This is a genomic window from Tsukamurella ocularis (assembly GCF_024807615.1).
Taxonomy (GTDB): domain Bacteria; phylum Actinomycetota; class Actinomycetes; order Mycobacteriales; family Mycobacteriaceae; genus Tsukamurella; species Tsukamurella ocularis.
In genome coordinates, this window is record NZ_JANUCJ010000001.1 from 32,074 (window position 1) to 50,682 (window position 18,609).

The 18,609-nt window shown below is 70.7% G+C and carries 19 protein-coding genes and 1 riboswitch; of the genes, 5 read left to right on the top strand and 14 right to left on the bottom strand.

From position 1 onward, the window contains the following. Positions 1-18: 18 nt before the first annotated feature. From HNP44_RS00185 to HNP44_RS00200, 4 genes are all read right to left on the bottom strand, one after another. Entirely contained in the window at positions 19-1,536 is a 1,518-nt protein-coding gene (locus HNP44_RS00185; protein ID WP_374758708.1) for an MFS transporter, read from the bottom strand. After that, positions 1,526-2,107 carry a PadR family transcriptional regulator gene (locus HNP44_RS00190; RefSeq protein ID WP_259143847.1) on the bottom strand — a complete coding sequence of 194 codons (582 nt, stop codon included), beginning with the start codon at positions 2,105-2,107 and terminating at the stop codon, positions 1,526-1,528. The genes HNP44_RS00185 and HNP44_RS00190 overlap by 11 nt, the downstream gene beginning before the upstream one ends. Positions 2,108-2,227: 120 nt before the next feature. Beyond that, complete coding sequence (locus HNP44_RS00195; protein WP_259143848.1) at positions 2,228-2,701, bottom strand: nitroreductase family deazaflavin-dependent oxidoreductase; 474 nt, start codon at positions 2,699-2,701, stop codon at positions 2,228-2,230. Between the two features lie 26 nt (positions 2,702-2,727). After that, entirely contained in the window at positions 2,728-3,585 is an 858-nt protein-coding gene (locus HNP44_RS00200) for a sucrase ferredoxin (protein ID WP_259143849.1), read from the bottom strand. A gap of 31 nt (positions 3,586-3,616) precedes the next feature. Between HNP44_RS00200 and HNP44_RS00205 the strand changes: the two genes are divergently transcribed. Then, entirely contained in the window at positions 3,617-4,918 is a 1,302-nt protein-coding gene (locus HNP44_RS00205) for a D-alanyl-D-alanine carboxypeptidase family protein (protein ID WP_259143850.1), read from the top strand. A 1-nt stretch (position 4,919) separates the two neighbouring features. Continuing rightward, positions 4,920-6,416 (top strand): APC family permease, encoded by a 1,497-nt coding sequence (locus HNP44_RS00210; protein ID WP_259143851.1) that lies wholly within the window; start codon positions 4,920-4,922, stop codon positions 6,414-6,416. A 10-nt stretch (positions 6,417-6,426) separates the two neighbouring features. Here HNP44_RS00210 and HNP44_RS00215 read toward each other — a convergent pair whose 3' ends face one another. The 6 genes from HNP44_RS00215 to HNP44_RS00240 all read right to left on the bottom strand — a co-directional run bounded on the left by HNP44_RS00215 (position 6,427) and on the right by HNP44_RS00240 (position 11,394). Next, positions 6,427-7,425, bottom strand: coding sequence for a YhjD/YihY/BrkB family envelope integrity protein (locus tag HNP44_RS00215; protein WP_259143853.1), 999 nt, complete (start codon positions 7,423-7,425; stop codon positions 6,427-6,429). A gap of 38 nt (positions 7,426-7,463) precedes the next feature. After that, the gene (trpS, locus tag HNP44_RS00220) at positions 7,464-8,489 is read right to left on the bottom strand and encodes a tryptophan--tRNA ligase (protein WP_259143854.1); all 1,026 of its coding nucleotides are present in this window, start codon (positions 8,487-8,489) and stop codon (positions 7,464-7,466) included. Between the two features lie 73 nt (positions 8,490-8,562). Next, positions 8,563-9,369 carry an exodeoxyribonuclease III gene (locus HNP44_RS00225; RefSeq protein ID WP_259143856.1) on the bottom strand — a complete coding sequence of 269 codons (807 nt, stop codon included), beginning with the start codon at positions 9,367-9,369 and terminating at the stop codon, positions 8,563-8,565. Continuing rightward, positions 9,366-9,797, bottom strand: a complete 432-nt coding sequence (locus HNP44_RS00230; protein WP_259143857.1) for a barstar family protein — start codon at positions 9,795-9,797, stop codon at positions 9,366-9,368. The genes HNP44_RS00225 and HNP44_RS00230 overlap by 4 nt, the downstream gene beginning before the upstream one ends. Continuing rightward, positions 9,794-10,237, bottom strand: a complete 444-nt coding sequence (locus tag HNP44_RS00235; protein WP_259143858.1) for a ribonuclease domain-containing protein — start codon at positions 10,235-10,237, stop codon at positions 9,794-9,796. The genes HNP44_RS00230 and HNP44_RS00235 overlap by 4 nt, the downstream gene beginning before the upstream one ends. Positions 10,238-10,248: 11 nt before the next feature. Next, positions 10,249-11,394 carry an MFS transporter gene (locus tag HNP44_RS00240; RefSeq protein WP_374758735.1) on the bottom strand — a complete coding sequence of 382 codons (1,146 nt, stop codon included), beginning with the start codon at positions 11,392-11,394 and terminating at the stop codon, positions 10,249-10,251. A 130-nt stretch (positions 11,395-11,524) separates the two neighbouring features. Further along, positions 11,525-11,642, top strand: a riboswitch (SAM riboswitch). A 15-nt stretch (positions 11,643-11,657) separates the two neighbouring features. On the opposite strand from HNP44_RS00240, the gene metX reads away from it, so the two are divergent. After that, the gene (metX, locus tag HNP44_RS00245; RefSeq protein ID WP_259172207.1) at positions 11,658-12,800 is read left to right on the top strand and encodes a homoserine O-acetyltransferase MetX; all 1,143 of its coding nucleotides are present in this window, start codon (positions 11,658-11,660) and stop codon (positions 12,798-12,800) included. Between the two features lie 21 nt (positions 12,801-12,821). Here metX and HNP44_RS00250 read toward each other — a convergent pair whose 3' ends face one another. The 3 genes from HNP44_RS00250 to HNP44_RS00260 form a co-directional block, all read right to left on the bottom strand. Beyond that, positions 12,822-14,249 carry a hypothetical protein gene (locus tag HNP44_RS00250; protein ID WP_259144284.1) on the bottom strand — a complete coding sequence of 476 codons (1,428 nt, stop codon included), beginning with the start codon at positions 14,247-14,249 and terminating at the stop codon, positions 12,822-12,824. 110 nt (positions 14,250-14,359) lie between these two features. After that, positions 14,360-14,671, bottom strand: coding sequence for a DUF3017 domain-containing protein (locus tag HNP44_RS00255; protein ID WP_259143860.1), 312 nt, complete (start codon positions 14,669-14,671; stop codon positions 14,360-14,362). Beyond that, entirely contained in the window at positions 14,671-15,537 is an 867-nt protein-coding gene (locus HNP44_RS00260; RefSeq protein WP_259143861.1) for a bifunctional methylenetetrahydrofolate dehydrogenase/methenyltetrahydrofolate cyclohydrolase, read from the bottom strand. The genes HNP44_RS00255 and HNP44_RS00260 overlap by 1 nt, the downstream gene beginning before the upstream one ends. Before the next feature lie 87 nt (positions 15,538-15,624). Here HNP44_RS00260 and HNP44_RS00265 point away from each other — a divergent pair, with 87 nt between their 5' ends. Both HNP44_RS00265 and HNP44_RS00270 read left to right on the top strand, forming a co-directional pair. Next, positions 15,625-16,215, top strand: a complete 591-nt coding sequence (locus HNP44_RS00265) for an HdeD family acid-resistance protein (protein ID WP_259143862.1) — start codon at positions 15,625-15,627, stop codon at positions 16,213-16,215. Positions 16,216-16,264: 49 nt separating this feature from the next. Continuing rightward, on the top strand, positions 16,265-16,729 hold the full coding sequence (locus tag HNP44_RS00270; RefSeq protein WP_259143863.1) for a tRNA (cytidine(34)-2'-O)-methyltransferase: 465 nt from the start codon (positions 16,265-16,267) through the stop codon (positions 16,727-16,729). A 31-nt stretch (positions 16,730-16,760) separates the two neighbouring features. On the opposite strand, the gene HNP44_RS00275 is transcribed toward HNP44_RS00270, so the two are convergent. Then, positions 16,761-18,596, bottom strand: a complete 1,836-nt coding sequence (locus HNP44_RS00275) for an alpha/beta hydrolase (protein ID WP_374758710.1) — start codon at positions 18,594-18,596, stop codon at positions 16,761-16,763. Positions 18,597-18,609 lie beyond the last annotated feature (13 nt).

The following is an 18,609-nucleotide window of genomic DNA, read 5'->3' on the forward strand; positions in this document are numbered from 1 at the left end:
GGCCGGCGGTGCCCGTCGTCAGGCGTCGACGGGCGCCGGAGCCTTCTGGTGCGTGGGCGTCGCGAAGAACTGCACCACTACGAAGGCGATCACGAGCGCCGCGGCGGGCAGCAGGATCGTCGACCCCATGGCGTCGGCGAAGGGCCCGCGCAGGAACTGCGGCAGCGCGCCGGTGGCCATCGCGCCGCCACCCTGCGCATGACCGGTGGCGGCGGCGATCTTGTCCTCGATCTCGTGCTGCATGAGCACGCCGACCGCCGCGCTGCCGAGCACCGCGCCCACCTGTCGGGTCATGTTGTAGACGCCCGACCCTGCACCTGCCAGCGGCAGCGGCAGGTTCCGGTTCGCGGTGGCGGCGAGCGGACCCCAGATGAAGGCATTGCCGACACCCATGAGGCCGATCGGTGCGAGGATGCCGATCACCGACGTGGTGTCGTGCGCGACGAAGGCCAGCCAGAACAGCGCCACCGCGTTGGCGGCGAAGCCGAATCCGGTGAGGTACTTGGGGTGCACCTTGTCGGCCAGCTTGCCCGACGGGGCCGCCAGGGCCCCGGAGATCACGGCGAGCGGGATCAGCAGCAGCGCCGAGCGAGTGGGCGTGAGCCCCATGGACTTCTGCGCGAAGAGCATCAGCGGGATCGACATACCGGTGACGGAGAAACCCATGCAGGCGATCGCGGCATTGGCCAGCGAGAAGTTCCGGTCCTTGAACAGGGTCAGCGACATGAGCGGTTCGGCTGCCCTGGTCTGCCACCACACGAAGCCGACGAGCAGCACGAGGCCGCCGGCGATCATCGTCCAGATGCCGGCCGACCAGTCCTCCTTCTGCCCCTCCTGCAGGCCGAAGGTCAGCAGGAACAGGCCGAGCGCGCTCAGCACGATGCCGGGGATGTCGAGCTTGTGCTTGTGGGTCGGCAGGTTCGGCACCAGGATCACCGCGGCGATGAAGGCCGCGATGCCCACCGGCACGTTGACGAAGAAGACCCACTCCCAGCCGAGCCGGTCCACCAGCACACCGCCGGCCAGCGGGCCGACGAGGATCGCGACGCCCGCCACCGAACCCCACAACGCCATCGCGGTTCCGCGCTTGGCCGCCGGGAAGGTGCGCGTGATGACCGCCATCGTCTGCGGCGTCATCAGCGCCGCGCCCAGGCCCTGGACCACGCGAGCGGCGATGAGCATCCCGATCGAGCCCGACAGGCCGCACCACGCCGACGCGAGCGTGAAGACCACGAGCCCGGCCAGGTACAGGCGCTTCGGCCCGTACATGTCGCCGAGGCGCCCGGCGAGCAGCAGCGGCACCACGTAGGCCAGCAGGTAGCCGCTGGTCACCCAGATGACGCCGTTGAGGTCGGTGCCGTTCGTGAGGTCGATCCAGATCGCGTCGGTCGCGACCGAGACGATCGTCGAATCCACCAGGATCATGAAGAAGCCCACGACCAGCGCCCACAGCGCGGGCCAGGGCCGGTAGCCGGAGGGCAGCCCGGGCAGCGCGCCCGGATCGTAGGGCTTCGCGGTGGTGGCGTCATTCGTCATGACAGGTCGCCTTCCATTCCAGGGTCTCGTCGTCGAGTCGTTCGACGGTGCGCCGGAGCCAGTCGGCCTCGGCGGTGCGCATCGCGATCAGGTAGTCCAGGTCGAGCAGGTGCACCTCGGCGGCGTGCTCCAGTGCCCGGGCGTGCCCCGCGCGGATCGCCGCCACGTCGGCGTCGAGGCGGGCCAGCCTGGCCGTGAACAGCTCACGCACGCGGTCGCGGTCCAGGTTGTGCGCCTCGGAGACGGCGAGCGGGAAGCTCGGGTACTCCTCGCCAGGTTCGGCGATCAGGCCGGCGACGGTGTCCTGCAACCGTTCCCGCCCCGCTTCGGTGATGGCGTATCTCGTCCGCTCGGGGCGGTTGCCGTCGCGATCCGTCCCCGCTTCGACCACCGATCCGTCCTCGGCCAGCCGGTTCACGGCGTGGTAGAGCGAGCCGGCACGGAGTTTGACCACGAGGTCCTCGCGGCGCTCGGTCATCGTGGTGAACATCTCGTAGGGGTGCATGTCCCGCTCGGTGAGCAGAGCCAGCGCCGCGATCGCCAGCGGGGTCAGTGCGCGTTCCCGTGCCACGCTCCACCTCCGATCGTCGCGCTCGGCGGTCACGCTACCCGCCGATTACTCCAGATGGAATATTCGGAACGGAGGAATACGCCCGAATCGGAACGAACCTCTCGCGTGATACCGCTCACATCAGTGCGGTGTGAGGGTGACCAACGGGATCGGGCGGTCGATGCCTGCCTGGAAGGCCGCGAGATCCGGATTGTCCGCGAGCGCCCAGGCGGCGAACTCCGCGTACTCGTCGCCCTCGAGCACCCGGGCGGTCGCGGCGACGGTACGCGCACCGATCTCGATGGTGACCTCGGGGTTCCTCCGGGCGTTGTGCCACCACGCCGGGTAGGCCTTCTCGATGAAGGAACTGACGTACATCTGCTCGCCGCGGTTGAGCGGACCGAGCGGCACGGTGTGCGGCCGCCCGGACTTAGCGCCGGTCGTGGTGAGCAGGAGGAGCGCGCCGCCCTCGTACGCGCCGCCGACGACCCCGTCGTTCGCCCGGAACTCGGCGATCACGTTCCGGTTCCAGTCGCCGATGGTCTCCTCGGTCAGCGTGTTCCACGGCATCTCCGGGTCATCGTAGGAGCCCGGTTCCGGTGTCTTCTCAGTCATACCCACCACTCTCGCGGGTATTGGTGTCAGTTTCCGTCCGCTTGGAGACCGGACACGCGCCACGACCGCGCGGGCGAGGGCTTCTTCCCGCACGACATCATCCGCGGCGGCAGGTCCTCCGCAATCACCGTCATCGCCCACCCGCGGCCGTCCTCGTGCCGGACGGTGACGGCGGCACCGTCGGATCCGGTGCGCAGGACGTCCGGCCCGACGGGCCCGAGGAGCTCGCGGACCGCGACCTCGGCGGCCTGCTCGGCGGGCGGGATCGACGAACGTCCGCGGAGCCCGGCGGTCGCGACGACGCCGCTGCGGGCGGCGTCGAGGGCCTCCTTGGCCTGCGCGCCCGTGATCCGGCCGTACGTGTGGCCGGCGGGCAGCACGATGAGCACGGGCGCGAAGCGGTGACCGCCGGTGTGGGAGCACTCCCACACCACGGGGTCGGCGTAGCAGCCCGCGAGCGATGCCGCGATCGGTCGCCCGAGCAGCGCGCAGCAGACGTCGCGCTTGCCGTTGGTGCACACCAGGGCGATGGGCCCGGCAGTCTCGCCCGCGCCCGGGTCATCGAGGGGCAGCCCTGGGATATCCGCGTAGTCGGCGACGGTGAACATCCGCAGCGAGGTCTCCCCCGGCACCGAGTTCGCCACGAAGACACGCATCCGCCTGCGGAAGCCCGCGGCGCGCCCGGGACGGCGGATCAGCAGCACCCGCAGGCCCCGGGACTCCGCGAACCGTTCGACGGCCTCGCCCACCTCGGGCGCGAAGGTCTCGCCCGAGAACGGGTCGCGGCCCCACCCGGACTCGTTCTCGATGCACAGCCAGCCGGTCTCGGTGGTCGCGGTTCCGGGGAGCAGCTCGTCGGTGAAACTCGAACAACGCTCCGTCATTCCGCCACCGTAGCGGACTACGATGAGCGCGATGATCGCGCGCACTCTGACCACCGCGGCCCGTGTCCTCGCGACCGCCGGCCTGCTCGGCGCACTCGCCGCGCCGGCAGCCGCGACGCCCGGCCCCGCACCGTCGCCCACGCCCGGCCCCGCGGCGAAGACGCTGGTGACCGATGCCTGCCCCCACAAGCAGGTCCCGCCGCCCGCCGTCGACGAGTCCGAGGTCCCGAGGCCCGGGCAGCAGAGCCCCACGCCGCTCGCCGTCCCGGACCCGCCCGTCGGGGGCGCGAAGCTCGGCGGGTGCGGCGTCGTCGTGCCGGACGGTGCGCCGCCGGTTCCGCCCGGCATCGACTCCGCCGGTTGGCTCATCGCGGACGTCACCGACGGCACCGTCGTCGCGGCGAAGGATCCGCATGGGCGGTACCGGCCGGCGAGCACGATCAAGGTGCTGCTCGCACAGGTCGCGCTGCGCGATCTCGACCTCTCGACGGTGGTCGAGGGCACCGCCGAGGACGCGGCGCAGGAGGGCAACGGCGCGGGCGTGAATATCGGCGGCCGCTACACGGTCGAACAACTCCTCGAGGGCCTCCTCCTGGCCTCGGGCAACGACGCCGCGCACGCGCTCGCCCGGCAGCTCGGCGGGGTCGACGCGACGCTGCGAAAGATGAACGCGCTGGCGGCGTCGCTCGGCGCGCACGATACGCGCACTGCGTCCCCGTCGGGCCTCGACGGCCCCGGCATGAGCTCGAGCCCGTACGACATGGCGCTGATCCTGCGCGCGGCCCTGCAGGACGACCGGTTCGTGCGCATCGCGTCGACGAAGCAGGTCACCTTCCCCGGGCACCCGCCCGTGCCGACCACCGCGCCGTCGACGCCGCCTCCGCCCGCGCAGAGCCCGCCGCCGGCGCCCACCTCGGTGGCGCCGTACCCGATCGTCAACGAGAACCGCCTGCTCACCGACTTCCCCGGCGCGGTGGCCGGCAAGAACGGCTACACCGACGACGCGAAGAAGACCTTCGTCGGCGCGGTCGACCGGGACGGCCACCGCTACGTGATCGTGCAGATGTTCGGCCTCTCGCAGACCGGCAACACGTACTGGGACCAGTATCGGCGGCTCCTCGACTACGGCGTCGCGCTGCGGGGGAAGGCCGTGGGCACGCTGGTCGCGGCCGACGGTGCCGCGAGCCGGCCCGAGCGGGCGCAGGAGGATCTGGTGGTGGAGAGCGGACCGTCGGGGATGGGGAACGGCACGCGGCTCCTGATCGGGCTCGGCGGGCTCGGCCTCATCGCCGTCCTGGTGGGCGCCGCCATGCGCACCAATCGGGGCCGCTGAGATGGTCGCCGTGCCCGTCGGCGCCGCCCCGGTACCCGACAAGGGTCTGCGCTCGAACTCGTTGGGCCTGCTGAGCAACATGGCGATCGGCCTCTCTTCCACCGCCCCGGCGTACAGCCTCGCGGCGACGCTCGGCGGCGTCGTCGGGCACGTGCAGGGCAAGGCGCCCGCGATGTTCGTGGTCGCCTTCCTGCCCATGCTCATGGTGGCCATCGCGTACAAGGAGCTCGCCGCCGATACCCCCGACGCCGGTACCACGTTCACCTGGGGCAGTAGGGCGTTCGGGCCATGGGTCGGCTGGCTGGGCGGCTGGGGCCTCGCGGTCTCGGCGATCATCTGCCTGGCGAACGTCGCCGAGATCGCGGCCACCTACCTCCTGCGCTTCGTCGGCCTGACCTCGCTCGCGGACAACCGCCTCGCGGTGGTGGGATTCGGGTGTGCGCTGATCGTGGCGATGACCTGGGTGTCCTACCGCGGGATCGTCGTCTCCGAACGGATGCAGAACGTGCTCATGTCCATCCAGTTCGTGGTGCTCGGCGTGGCCGCGCTCGCCGCGTTGTGGGCCGTGTACCGGGGCACAGCGGGACCGCAGGCCGTGCGTCCGAGCTGGGACTGGTTGAACCCGACGGGGCTGAGCGCCTCCCAGGTCGCAGCCGCCGTGATCCTGTGCATCTTCCTCTACTGGGGCTGGGACGCCTGCCTGGCCGTCGGCGAGGAGACCAAGGACTCGTCGTCGACGCCCGGCCGGGCCGCGATACTGGCGACAGTCGTGCTTATGGGTACGTACGTGCTCGTCGCGGTTGCGGTGCAGGCCTATTCAGGCTTCGGCGAGTCGGGTCTCGGACTCGGCAACACCGACAACCACGACGATGTGCTCACTGTGCTCGGCCGGCCCGTCGGGGGCGCGGTGCTCGCGGGCCTGCTGGTGCTCACGGTGGCCCTGTCGGCACTGTCCTCGACGCAGTCGACGGTGCTCCCCACGGCGCGGGGCACTCTCGCGATGGCGATCTACCGAGCGGTGCCGGAGCGGTTCGCGCGCGTGCAGCCGAAGTACCTCACCCCGTCGTTCGGCACCGTCGTCATGGGCGGATCCGCGCTCGTCTTCTATCTCACGCTCGCGCTGCTGAGCCGAAACACCCTGGAGGACTCGATCAGCTCGCTGGGGCTGGCGGTGGCCTTCTACTACGCGATCACGGCGTTCGCGTGCGCGTGGTACTTCCGGCGGACGGTGCGGCGGTCGGTGCGGAACCTGGTGCTGCGCCTGGTCTTTCCTGTGCTCGGCGGGGCGGCGATGATCTGGGCCTTCGCGCAGAGCGCGATCGACATGATCGCGCCCGACTACGGACAGACGGTGATCGGCGGGGTCGGCGGCGTCTTCGTGATCGGTGTCGGCATGCTGGTCCTCGGCGTGCCGCTGATGATCGCTTGCGCCGTGACACGTCCCGCCTTCTTCCGGGGCCGGACGCTGCCGCGGGCGACCGCGCCCGAGGACGCCTGAGCGGCGTACGTCAGCGCCTGCGGCGCAGCAGGGATCCGAGCCCCAGGCCGGCGACGAGCCCGGCAGCGCCGGCGAGGGCGGTCCGGCCGGCGTCGGGCTCGGCGCGGATGACGGGCGAGATCACCACGGGCTCCGGCGCGGCCGGGATCACGTAGCGCTGGTTCCGCGGATCGGTGGCCGCCCACGCGGTCGCGAACAACACGATCCGCGCGGTGAAGTAGATGAACAGCATGATGCCGAGGATCGGGCCGAAGGTGGCGCCGGCCGGGCCCTTCATCACGTTGCCGATGAGCAGGGTCGCGAGCTGGATGAGGATCATGAACGCCAGCGCCGCCATGAGGCCCGCGCGGGTGGCATTGCGCCACGGAAACTGCACCCGGGGCAGGCGCGCGATGACGAAGGTCCACAGGACCCACAGCGCGACGAGCGTGACCAGCAGCGTCGCGCCGGAGATGACGAAGTGCAGGCCCGGCACGTCGCCCAGCCCCGCCGCGTCGAGGAGCCTGGCCGTGAGCGGGCTGCTACCAGCCGCCATCAGCGCGATGCAGGCGACGATCGCGACGAACAGGCCGGCGAGTGCGCCCAGGTCGGCCAGCTTGGTCTTGACGAAGTTCTGGTCCGGCACCGCACTGTCCCACATCTCGGTGAGGCCGGCGCGGACGTTCGCCATCCAGCCGAGGCCGGCCCAGAGCCCGCCCGCGAGGCCCACGATGCCGACGGCGCTCCGGGACGCGATGGCCTGGTCCACCAGGTCGCTGACGGACTTGCGCAGGCTGTCGTCGCTGATGACGGAGTTGATCTGGGCCTTGATCTCGGCGAGCAGGTCCGCGTCGTTGATGAGGACGTAGCCGCCGATGGCGAAGGCCACCATGACCAGTGGGAACAGGGCGAACACGCTGAAGTAGGTGATGCCGGCGCCGAAGTAGTCGCCCTTCTTGTCCTGGTACCGGGTCGCGGCCGCCATGATGTGGTCGAACCACGGCCACTTGTCGCGGTACTTCTGGAGCATGTCGAGACGTCCTCCTGCAGTTCGCTACTGCACACGGGCTAGGGCGCCAGGAACCCTACCCTGTCGTAGACGTCGGCGAGGGTGCGGGACGCGATCTCGCGCGCCCGCTCGCGCCCGGCGGTGAGGACCTTGTCCAGCTCGGCCCGGTCGTCGAGGTAGTCCTGGACCCGGCCCCGCAGCGGCGTGGCGAAGTCGACGAGCACGTCGGCCACCTGCGTCTTCAGATCGCCGTAGCCCTTGCCCTCGTAGGCGCGCTCCAGCTCCGGGATCGGAGTTCCGGTGAACGCCGACTCGATGGTCAACAGGTTGGAGACGCCGGGCTTGTTCTCGCGGTCGAAGCGGATCTCCCGCTCGGTGTCCGTCACCGCCGACTTGACTCGCTTCGCGATGATCTTCGGATCGTCGAGGATGCTGACCAGACCCGCGTCGGACTCCGCCGACTTGCTCATCTTCGCGGTGGGGTTCTGCAGGTCGTAGATCTTGGCCGTGTCGGAGACGATGTACGCCTCGGGCACCACGAAGGTCTTCTTGAACCGGGTGTTGAAGCGCTGCGCCAGGTTCCGGGTGAGCTCGAGGTGCTGTCGTTGGTCCTCCCCCACCGGAACGAGCTGCGGGCGGTAGAGCAGGATATCGGCGGCCATCAGGATCGGGTACGTGAACAGTCCGACCGACGAGCTGTCGGTGCCGTTCTTCGCCGACTTGTCCTTGAACTGCGTCATCCGGCTGGCCTCGCCGAAGCCGGTGATGCAGCTGAGCACCCAGGTCAGCTCCGCGTGCTCGGGGATCTGCGACTGCACGAACACCGTCGAGCGGGCCGGATCCACGCCGAGCGCCAGCAGCTGCGCCGCGGCGAAGACGGTGCGCTCGCGCAGCGCCTTCGGATCGTGCGGCGTCGTGATGCCGTGCATGTTGGGGATGAAGTAGAAGGTCTCGAACTCGTCCTGCAGCTTCACCCACTGCCGCACCGCGCCCAGGTAGTTGCCGAGATGGAACGAATCCGAGGTCGGCTGGATGCCCGACAGCGCACGCTGCCGCTTCGCGGGGGTGGGGGCGGTTTCCGTCACGGTCGTCGAGTCTATCGACCCCGTCCGTGCCGGTCTCCTCAGTATTCGGTCCGCCGGTGCCGACGGACCGGGTTCAGGCGTATTCGACGGTGACCGGCGCGTGGTCGGACCAGCGCAGGTTGTAGGCCTCGGCCCGCTCGACGCGCGCCGACACGGCCCGCTTCGCCAGCAGGTTGTTGGCGATCTGCAGGTCGATGCGCCAGCCCGAGTCGTTGTCGAAAGCCTTGCCGCGCCAGGACCACCAGGCGTACGGCCCCGGCTCGCCCGGGTGGAGCTCGCGCACGACGTCCGTGAACGCGCGCCCCTCGCCGATGTGCTCGCTCATCCAGGCCCGCTCCTCGGGCAGGAAGCCCGAGTTCTTGACGTTGCCCTTCCAGTTCTTGATGTCCAGCTCGGTGTGGCCGATGTTCCAGTCGCCGCATACCAGCACCTCACGGCGCCGCCGGCCCAACTTCGCCAAGTAGGCGCCGAACTCCGCACGGAAGCGGTCCTTCTCGTCCTGCCGCTCCGTACCCACGTCGCCCGACGGGAGGTACAGCGAGCCCACGGTGAGCCCGTCGAAGTCGGCCTCGAGGTACCGGCCGGTGTGGTCGAACTCCTCGCTGCCGAAGCCGACGCGCACCGCGTCCGCCTCGCGCCGCGAGAGCACGGCGACCCCGTTGCGGCCCGCGGTCGAGGACTCGGCGGCGGCGAGGTGCCAGCCCTCCTCCAGCGCCGGCGCGAGCGCGGTCAGCGTCTGCTTGTGGGTGGCGCGCACCTCCTGTAGAAGCACCACCTCGGCCTTCGTCCCGCGCAGCCAGGGCAGCATGCCGAGGTTCTCCTCGGAGCGCTGTTTCACCGCCGCGCGGATGCCGTTGACATTGATCGACGTGATGATCATGCGAGCGCCTCCACGGTCAGGCCGGCGGCGGCCCAGGCGGAGCGCACCCGGGGCACGTCGGCACCGTCGGACACGGACAGCAGCACCTGCACAGCTCGGTCCGCGAGCACAGCGACGAAAGTCGCGAGGGAACCGGCCTCGTCGGCGAGCACCTGCTCCGCCTCGGCGACGCCGAGCACCACGGCTGCCGGACCGCCGAGCCAGTCGAGATCGCCCAGGCTGTCGGCGAGCGCGTCCCAGTTGGCGCCGAAGTCGAGCGGGAACTGCAGCGCGGCCGACACCTCGTCGAGCAGCGCGGCCTTGGTGCGCATGCGGCTGCCGCGGGCCACCAGCACCCGCGGACGCTCGCGACGCTTGAGGGAGTCCAGGTCGGTGCCGGTCAGCGCGGCACCAGCACCGGCGGTCAGGAACTGCGGGAGGGTGCTCATCGGATCCTCGTGAAGGTCTCGTAGTGGTCAAGGGTGAACCAGGCGCCGCCGTCGGCCCCTGTGATGATGCGCTCGGCGTCGCGGCCGCGGCCGGACTTCTTCACGTTGACGTCCCACTCCGTGTACTTGGCGCGCTTGCCCTGCTTGTCGTTCGCAGGCAGGCGCCCCTCGAAGTTCCCGAAGTTGCGGCCGCCCTGGGTGCCCGAGCCGTCCTTCGGAGGCCACGTACCCGCGTCGATCCGGGCGAGCGTCGCGAGAACGCGGGCCGGCGCCGCGGAGTTCGACGGCGCCGAGGCGCGGGCGCCACCGCCCGACGCGCCGGCTGTGGACGCGGCCGCCGGCGTGGCCGTCGCGGACGGCTCCGCGGTCGTCTTGCCGCACGCCACGAGCCCGAAGACGGTGAGCAGCGCGATCGCGCACAGGGCGAGAATCCTTCGCATAGCCCAAGACCCTACCGAGGGGCACCGACAGGTTGCGCGGTCCGCCGCGCGAGCAGCATCCCGATCCCGAAGACCACGAGCCCCGCGAGCGCCAGCGCGCTGCCCGCCAGCGCGGGCGCGGTGTACCCGCCGCCCGCCGCGATGACGGCGCCGCCGAGCAGGGCGCCGAGCGCGTTCGCGATGTTGAGCGCCGAGTGGTTCAGCGTGGCGGCCAGGGTCTGCGCCTCGCCGGCGACGTCCATCAGGCGGGTCTGCAGCGCGGGTACGAGCGCGGAGGCGGTGAGGCCGATGAGGAAGAACAGGGTCACCGCGGCGAAGGGCTGCGGCGCGAACACGGAGAAGAGTGCCTGCAGCACGACGAGTGCGGCCAGTGCGACCGCGATCGACCGCGTCACCGACCTGTCGGCGGCGCGCCCGCCCACGACGTTGCCGATCACCATGCCGACGCCGTACGCCGCCAGGACCGCCGGCACCGAGGCCGCACTCAGCCCCGAGACCGAAGTGAGTGTGGTGGAGATGTACGTGTACACGGCGAACATGCCGCCGAATCCGACGACGCCGGTGAGCAGCGCGAACCACACCTGCGGGCGGGCGAGGGCACCGAGCTCCGTGAGCGGGTTGGTCACGGGGATCTGCACCGACGGCAGGAAGGCCAGCAGTGCCGCCACGGTGACGGCGCCGATCACCACCACGACGCCCATCGCGTACCGCCAACTCAGGGCGGTCCCCAGCCAGGTCACCAGGGGCACGCCGATCACGTTCGCGACCGAGAGCCCCATCAGCACCTGCCCCACCGCGCGACCACGCTCCGCGGGGCCCGCGAGGTGCGCCGCGACGAGCGCGGCCACGCCGAAGAACGCGCCGTGCGGGAGCCCGGCGACGAAGCGCGCCGCCATCAGCGTTCCGTAGGTCGGGGCGAACACCGACAACGCGTTACCGACGGTGAACGCAATCATCAGCGCGATGAGGAGCACCCGGCGCGGCACCCGCGCGAAGGCCGCAGCGATGAGGGGCGCCCCGACCACGACGCCCAGCGCGTACGCCGAAATCACGTGGCCGGCGACCGGCTCGGTGACCTCGAGATCGGCGGCGATGTCGGGCAGCAGCCCCATCGCGGCGAACTCGGTGGTGCCGATGCCGAAGCCGCCGAGCGCCATGGCGCCGACCGCCAGCCTGGTCCGGGTAGAAGATTCCACGGAACGGTGCAACGCCTCACTACCTTCCGCGCTTCCCGCCCGCCCCTGTGACCTCGTTCACGGAGGCCCCCGTCGGTTATGCTGCAGCCAGTGTCAAGAGTGTCAGCGCGCAGCCCCGGCTTGCTGACCGGCAACCCTCCACCGCGGTGGGGTGCCCCGGGTGATGACCCGGTTTCCCGGCGGTCCCCGCCGGGTGGCAAGCGCGAGGAGAGGGCTCGGTGACCATCAGCACCCGCACAGGCCGGCCCACCGACAGCCTCCCCGGCGATTGGGCCCGGGTTCCCGACGGTGCGCTGCAGTCGGTCGCGCTCGGCCCGCTGGTCCTCGAGTCCGGTGAGGTCCTCGAGGACGTGACGATGACCTTCCAGCGCTGGGGCACCCCCAACGCGGCCCGCGACAACGTGCTCCTGACGCTCCACGCCCTCACGGGCGATTCCCACGTCACCGGCCCGGCGGACGACGACCACCGCTCCCCCGGCTGGTGGGACGGGCTGATCGGCCCCGGCGCCGCCGTCGACACGGACGAATGGTGCGTCGTCTCCGCGAACGTCCTGGGCGGGTGCTCAGGTTCGACGGGGCCCGCGTCGATCGCGCCGGACGGCCGCCCCTACGGCTCCCGCTTCCCGGTGATCACGATCCGCGACCAGGTGGAGGCCGAGGCGGCGCTGCTGCGCGCGTTGGACGTGCACGACATCGCGTCAGTCGTAGGCGGATCGATGGGCGGTGCGCGAGCCCTCGAGTGGGCCGTCATATACGGCGATTTCCTGCGCTCGGCGCTGGTCCTCGCCGTGGGCGCCCGCGCCACAGCCGACCAGATCGGCACCCAGACCACGCAGATCGCCGCAATCAAGGCGGATCCGAACTGGCAGGGCGGCGACTACCACGCCAGCGGCGCGCATCCCGACGCCGGGCTCGGCGTCGCGCGCCGGATCGCGCACCTGACATACCGCACAGAGGTCGAGTTGGACAGCCGGTTCGAGAACCGGCCGCAAGGCGACGAGGATCCCCGAGCGGGTGGCCGGTACGCCGTGACGTCGTACCTCGAGCACCAGGCCGCGAAGCTGGTGAACCGGTTCGACGCCGGCAGCTACGTGGTGCTCACCGACGTGCTCAACCATCACGATGTCGGCCGCGGTCGAGGCGGCGTCGAAGCTGCCCTGCGCGGATGCCGGGTGCCGGTCGTGGTGGCCGGGATCGATTCCGACCGCCTCTACCCCCTGCGGCTGCAGCGCGAGCTGGCGGAGTCGCTGCCCGGGAGTGACGACCTGGTGATCGTCCACTCCCGCGACGGGCACGACGGCTTCCTCACCGAGATGGACGCCGTCGCGGCGCTGCTGCGCCGGACCTTGGAGTTCGCCCGCCGCTGAGCCGCCGGGCGGAACGTCCCGTCAAGGTGCCGGTTCGGTCACCGTCGGCGCCGCGAGGTCGTCAGTCGGCTGCCCCGGAGTCACCTCCGCCGACGACGGACCCGCCTTCGCCGCTCCGGTGTTCACCGGATTCGAGCTCGACCCGCCCGCGCCCTGCGCACCGGCCGCCCCGGGGCCGACGAGGCCGTTCCCCGGCGCGGGAAGCGAGGCGTCCGGGCTCGGCGGATTCGTGCCGGTACCCTCCGTCGGCGTGCCCGGCGCCGTGGTCCCGGACGGCGACCCTGTCGGGGTTCCGCTCGGGGTACCGGTCGGAATGGTCGGAAGAATGGTGGTCGGGAGGGTGCCCGTCGGCGATGTCGGCGGACGGGTCGGCGACGTGGGAACCGGCTGCCGTGTGGTGGTCGGCACCACGGGCGGCGGCGCGAAGGTCGTCATCGTCGGGGTGACCTCGTCGCCGCGCCCCGGCTCGGGGGGCACAGTCGTGGGCACGACCGGCCGCTCCGGCGGCGGTGACGAGGTGACGGTGGCGATCGTGGTCTCCGTCGCGGACTCATCCTCCGCTGAGGTCACCGAGTCGGAGGAGGTAGGGACGCCCTGCTCGGTGCTGCGCGCGGCGGGGCCGATGATCCCGGTCGCGTACCCCGTCGCCAGCACCGCGCCCGTGAGCGCGGCGACCACGAGCAGCGGCAGGATCGCCGCCGTGAGCCGGACGCTGTGACCGCCCAGGACGCCGATTCCGCTCTCGACCAGCGACGACGGTGTGGCGCCCGCGGCCCGGCGGTCCGCCGCGATCAATGCGGCACCTGATGCCGCAATCGTCTCGGGCTCATCGATGAGGAGAGGCTCGATGCCGGCATCCCGGGAGACCCCGGAGATCGCTTCCCGCACAATTGTGTTCAGCGCACCAGAGCCAACGAGCGCCAGTACATCGGGCGCAGTGGGCGCAGCAGCGGCCGCCGAACGCACGAGTGCGGCGGCGGCGTCGATCGAGGCGATCCCGGCGCTGTCGAGCACGACGGCGCCCGTGCGCCGCTCCGCGACGACGACACCGTCGCGCACGGTGTAGAGGCGCGTCCCGTCGGCCCCGAGGTCGGCGATGAGCGCCGTCTCGTAACGGGCGATGGAGCCCCGTTCATCGAGGCCCCGCAGGACGGCGTCGGCCTCGCGAACGATGCCCGCCGCGCGAACGCCGCCGCGCGCACCCAGGCGGACCGACAGCAGATCGCGTCGCGAACGGACGGTCACCGCGGATACGTCGACATCGCGTTCAGCGTGGCTGGCAAGGAGGTCGAAGCCCGAGGACAGCAGATTGCCGCGGCGGCCGAATCGGTACGGTCCGGGATCGATGGTGCGAGCCTCGCGCCCGACGACGTGGCCGTCCTCGATGTCGAGGAGTACGCAGTGCACGGGTCCGGAGCCGACGGAGGCGCCGAAGGACGAGATCCGCATGGCACCTCCGATCGGATCGCTCGACGAACCGTTACCTGAGCACATCGTACCCGATGCCTAAACGTTACATACAAGAATAGAAATTTAGAGTTTCGAGTACAAGAGTTGAGCTAGGTGCCGAGCGCCTTGATTCCATACGAGACGAAGAGGATCGCTGCCGCCGCCAGAGCGAGCACGGTCACGTCGAACCACCTACTCCGTACTCGGAGGAGCCCCTGCCTCCGTTCGGGCATGGTGGCGCGCAGGACCGCGGCGAGAGCCGTTCCCGCGCCGATGACGTACAGGCCGCGGCGCCAGTACTCCAGCCCGACCAGGACCATCCCCGTGGTCAGCACTCCGACGACAGCCACGTACCCCGCGTTCGCGATCACGGCGCGCACCACGCGGGCGCGCCGGTACTGCTCGACCGCGGGTTCGACCATTAGACCTCGTCCGAACGCACGAGATCGCGCTCCGCGGCGTCGATCACGTTCCCCAGCAGGAAGGCCCGAGTCAGCGGTCCGACGCCGCCGGGGTTCGGCGAGAGGTGGCCCGCGACCTCGGCGACGTCGGGGGCGACGTCGCCGCGCAAGCCGTCCTCGGTGCGGCTGACGCCGACGTCGAGCACGGCGGCGCCGGGCTTGACCATGTCGGCGGTGATCAGTCCGGGCACGCCGGCGGCGGCGATCACGATGTCGGCCCGGCGGACCTCCGCGGCCAGGTCCCGGGTGCCGGTGTGGCACAGCGTGACCGTGGCGTTCTCGGAGCGGCGGGTGAGCAGAAGGCCGATCGGCCGTCCCACCGTGACACCGCGGCCGACGACCACGACGTGCGCACCGTCGAGCGGGACGTCGTAGCGGCGCAGCAGGTGCACGATGCCGTGCGGGGTGCAGGGCAGCGGGCCGTCGGCACCGAGCACGAGCCGGCCGAGGTTGGTCGGGTGCAGGCCGTCGGCGTCCTTGGCCGGGTCGATCCGCTCGAGGATCGCGTTCTCGTCGATGTGCTTCGGGAGCGGGAGTTGCACGATGTAGCCGGTGCAGGCGGGATCCGCGTTGAGGTCGTCGATCACGGCCTCGAGCTCGGTCTGCGTGATGCCCTCCGGCAGATCGCGGCGGATCGACTCGATGCCGACCTTCGCGCAGTCGGCGTGCTTGCCCTTGACGTAGGAGCGCGAGCCCGGGTCGTCGCCGACGAGCACGGTCCCGAGTCCGGGGACTACCCCGCGTGCCCGGAGCGCGGCCACGCGCTCGCGGAAGCTCTCGAAGAGTTCGTCGCGGGTCTTCTTACCGTCCAGTACAAGCGCCGTCACGGCCCACATCATATCGCCCTGGGATCAGCGCGACGATTTCCGCCGGTTCGAGTCGCTTTCGTTCGCCGTCCAACAGATACTGATTCCATGACTCATCAGAACCCGCTCCAGCAGGACATCCAGCAGGGCGTCAAGTCGACCTGGCAGGCGATCCTCGCCCTCGGCGTCCTCTCCATCGTCCTCGGCGTCATCATCGCGGTGTGGCCCGGACCGACCACCCTGGTCGTCGGCATCCTCTTCGGCGTCTTCCTGCTCCTCACCGGCGCCTTCCAGGTGATCGCCGGCATCCTCGGCGAGACCCAGCACCGCGTGCTCACGGTGATCAGCGGCGCTCTCGCGCTCGTCCTCGGCGTCTCCTGCTTCCGGGACGACGTGGTCAATTCCGTGGCGATCCTCGGTATCTGGATCGGTGTCAGCTGGATCTTCTCGGGCGTCACATCCATCGTGATCGGCCTCTCCGACGCGCAGCTCCCCAGCCGCGTCTGGATCGTGATCCTGGGCCTGATCAGCCTCGCCGGCGGCGCGGTGCTCATCGCCTCCCCGTTCTCGGTCGAGGTGCTCGTGCTGGTCTCCGGCATCTGGGCCGTCGCGATCGGCATCGTGCAGGTCATTTCCGCGGTCCAACTGCGCAGCACCGCCAAGCAAGTGCAGCAGCGCGTCTCCGACCTGTTCGGCTGAAGGCCCCACCCCTTCCGGATGCGGAACACGGATGACAGGATCGTCACCCGTGTTCCGCATTCTGTTCTTCGAGCCCCGGATAGCCCCCAACACCGGCAACGCGATCCGCATCGCCGCCGTCACCGGATGCGAGTTGCACCTGGTCGAGCCGCTGGGCTTCGATCTGTCCGAGCCCAAGCTCCGCCGGGCGGGCCTGGACTACCACGACCTCGCGCACGTGAGCGTGCACGCCGACCTCGACGCCGCCTGGGCGGCGCTGACACCGAGCACCGTCTACGCGTACACGGCGCACGCGACGCGGCACCACCACCAGGTCGCGTACGCGCCCGGCGACGTCCTCCTGTTCGGCCCCGAGCCGACGGGGCTGCCGCCGGAGGTCCTCGCGGACCCGCGGATCACCGAGGCACTCCGCATCCCCATGCTCGCCGGCCGCCGCTCCCTCAACCTCGCCAACAGCGCCGCGATCGTCGCCTACGAGGCGTGGCGGCAGAACGGTTTCGACGGAGCCCTCTGACGGCGCCGGACTCCGGCGCCGCCCGCCGCGACTAGCCTGTCGGCTCGTTGTATCCGGTCTGGCTGTTGAGCATCGGTCGCAGCTTCGCCGTCTTCTCCGATGTCCAGCCGGGCGGCTCCAGGATCGCAGCCCAGGCATCCGCGGCGGCCTTGACGTAGCTGTGCCCGTGACCGTCCGGGACGTCGACGGCCACCGCCATATCGGCTGAGACCTGCAGGAAGGTCACGATCGGCACCCACGAGACCGAGGACAGCACATCGATCCCGCGCTCTTCGCGCAGCCAGTCCGGCCTGCTGAAGGCGAGGTCGGGGGTCCACCGGCCGATCGGATCGGACGCGTGCTGGAGGTAGACCACGCGCGGGCTGTTCCACGGGCCCGTCGGCTTCGCGAGATCCTCGGCGCGGGCGGCGAACCGGACGTTGGCACCCTGCTGGTAGACGGGCAGCCACTCGGGCGAGCCGGCGTCGCGCTGCTCGGTCAGGCGCACCCACATCTCGTTGTTGAAGGTGGGACCCGAGAAGAGGGCACCGTCGGTCCGCGCGAGCAGATTGTTGAGCGAGAGGAACGGGGCTTCGCCGCCGAAGGAGCCGAGGCTCTCGCCGAAGACCACGAGCTTGGGCCGCTGCCCCTCAGGCAGGGCCTTGACCCGCTTGTCCACCGCCTCGAACAGCGCCTGGCCGGCATCCAGGGCATTCTGCTTGTCGACGAGGAAGGACAGCCAGCTCGGCAGGAACGAGTACTGCATGCTGACGATCGCGGTGTCGCCGTTGTACATGTACTCGAGCGCCCCGGCCTCGGCCTCGTTCACCCAACCGGTACCGGTGGTCATCGCCACCGCGACCACCTTGCGCTGCAGGCCACCCGTGCGCTCCAGCTCCTGCGCGGTCTTCTCCGCGGTCGCCTGGTACCGGTTGGGGTCGTCGGAGTCCACGGAGCCCAGGCCCGCGTACGTCCGGATCGGCTCCATCGCGGGGGCGCCGTTGAAGGCGGTGAGATGCTCGACGGTCTGCGCGTTGGAGACGAACATGCGCCCCTGCTTGCCCAGTGACGACCACTCGACCAGGGAGCCCGGGCCGCCCGACCGGAGCGTGCTGGTGGGCGCGGGCCGATCGGATCCGCCTTCGCGGTTGACCTTCGAGAACGTGCTGTTCATCGCATCCATCGCGCCGCGCACGACGACGCCGTTGATGACGCCGACCGACAGGAGCAGCACCAGCCCGACGGCGACCACCGCGGCGACGCGGGGCGGGCAGAAGGTGCCGAGCTTGCCGGCGAGCCATCGCACCAGCGTGCGTACGCCCTTGCCGACTTCGACGAAGACGTAGAGGAGCACGATCGACAGCACGCCGATCTCCAGGTAGTCGACGAAGCGCAGGTATTCGACGCCCATCAGGTCGCGCAGTCTGGTCTGCCAGGCGTCGAAGAAGAGAACCATGCCGAAGGTTCCGACGATGCCGATGCCGAGGAGCACCCACCACGCTGTGCGGGGAGCGGGCGGCGTGGAGTCCTTCGACCGCATGAACCGGACGAGCCAGACCGCGAAGACACCGAACAGGTAGCCGAGCGCGCCCGATCCGCCGCTGACCAGGCTCTGGAAGAGCGGGCCGCGCGGGAGCAGCGACGGCGTCAAGGAGAGCCATACGAAGACGAGGCCGACCGCGGTACCGGTGAAGGTGTAGCGGTGCGACCACCACGCGCGGAAGCGGTCGAGCAACGCCGCCGCACCGGATTCTGCGCCCGCCGTCGTGGTCGTCGTGGGCTCCGTTGTGATGGCTTCCGCCGCGGCCGGCTTCGTCCGCGATGCCGACGTCGCCTCCTCGGCCTCGGTGCCGACCTCGCCCGCCGCGGACTCGACCTCGTCGTTCATCCGACCTCCCTGG

Excerpts from the sequence above, each read along its gene's own strand:
- HNP44_RS00185 (WP_374758708.1), bottom strand. The coding sequence starts at position 1,536 with ATGACGAATGACGCCACCACCGCGAAGCCCTACGATCCGGGCGCGCTG.
- HNP44_RS00195 (WP_259143848.1), bottom strand. The coding sequence starts at position 2,701 with ATGACTGAGAAGACACCGGAACCGGGCTCCTACGATGACCCGGAGATG.
- HNP44_RS00200 (WP_259143849.1), bottom strand. The coding sequence starts at position 3,585 with ATGACGGAGCGTTGTTCGAGTTTCACCGACGAGCTGCTCCCCGGAACC.
- HNP44_RS00205 (WP_259143850.1), top strand. The coding sequence starts at position 3,617 with ATGATCGCGCGCACTCTGACCACCGCGGCCCGTGTCCTCGCGACCGCC.
- HNP44_RS00210 (WP_259143851.1), top strand. The coding sequence starts at position 4,920 with ATGGTCGCCGTGCCCGTCGGCGCCGCCCCGGTACCCGACAAGGGTCTG.
- HNP44_RS00215 (WP_259143853.1), bottom strand. The coding sequence starts at position 7,425 with ATGCTCCAGAAGTACCGCGACAAGTGGCCGTGGTTCGACCACATCATG.
- HNP44_RS00225 (WP_259143856.1), bottom strand. The coding sequence starts at position 9,369 with ATGATCATCACGTCGATCAATGTCAACGGCATCCGCGCGGCGGTGAAA.
- HNP44_RS00230 (WP_259143857.1), bottom strand. The coding sequence starts at position 9,797 with ATGAGCACCCTCCCGCAGTTCCTGACCGCCGGTGCTGGTGCCGCGCTG.
- HNP44_RS00235 (WP_259143858.1), bottom strand. The coding sequence starts at position 10,237 with ATGCGAAGGATTCTCGCCCTGTGCGCGATCGCGCTGCTCACCGTCTTC.
- HNP44_RS00240 (WP_374758735.1), bottom strand. The coding sequence starts at position 11,394 with ATGGCGCTCGGCGGCTTCGGCATCGGCACCACCGAGTTCGCCGCGATG.
- HNP44_RS00250 (WP_259144284.1), bottom strand. The coding sequence starts at position 14,249 with ATGCGGATCTCGTCCTTCGGCGCCTCCGTCGGCTCCGGACCCGTGCAC.
- HNP44_RS00255 (WP_259143860.1), bottom strand. The coding sequence starts at position 14,671 with ATGGTCGAACCCGCGGTCGAGCAGTACCGGCGCGCCCGCGTGGTGCGC.
- HNP44_RS00265 (WP_259143862.1), top strand. The coding sequence starts at position 15,625 with ATGACTCATCAGAACCCGCTCCAGCAGGACATCCAGCAGGGCGTCAAG.
- HNP44_RS00275 (WP_374758710.1), bottom strand. The coding sequence starts at position 18,596 with ATGAACGACGAGGTCGAGTCCGCGGCGGGCGAGGTCGGCACCGAGGCC.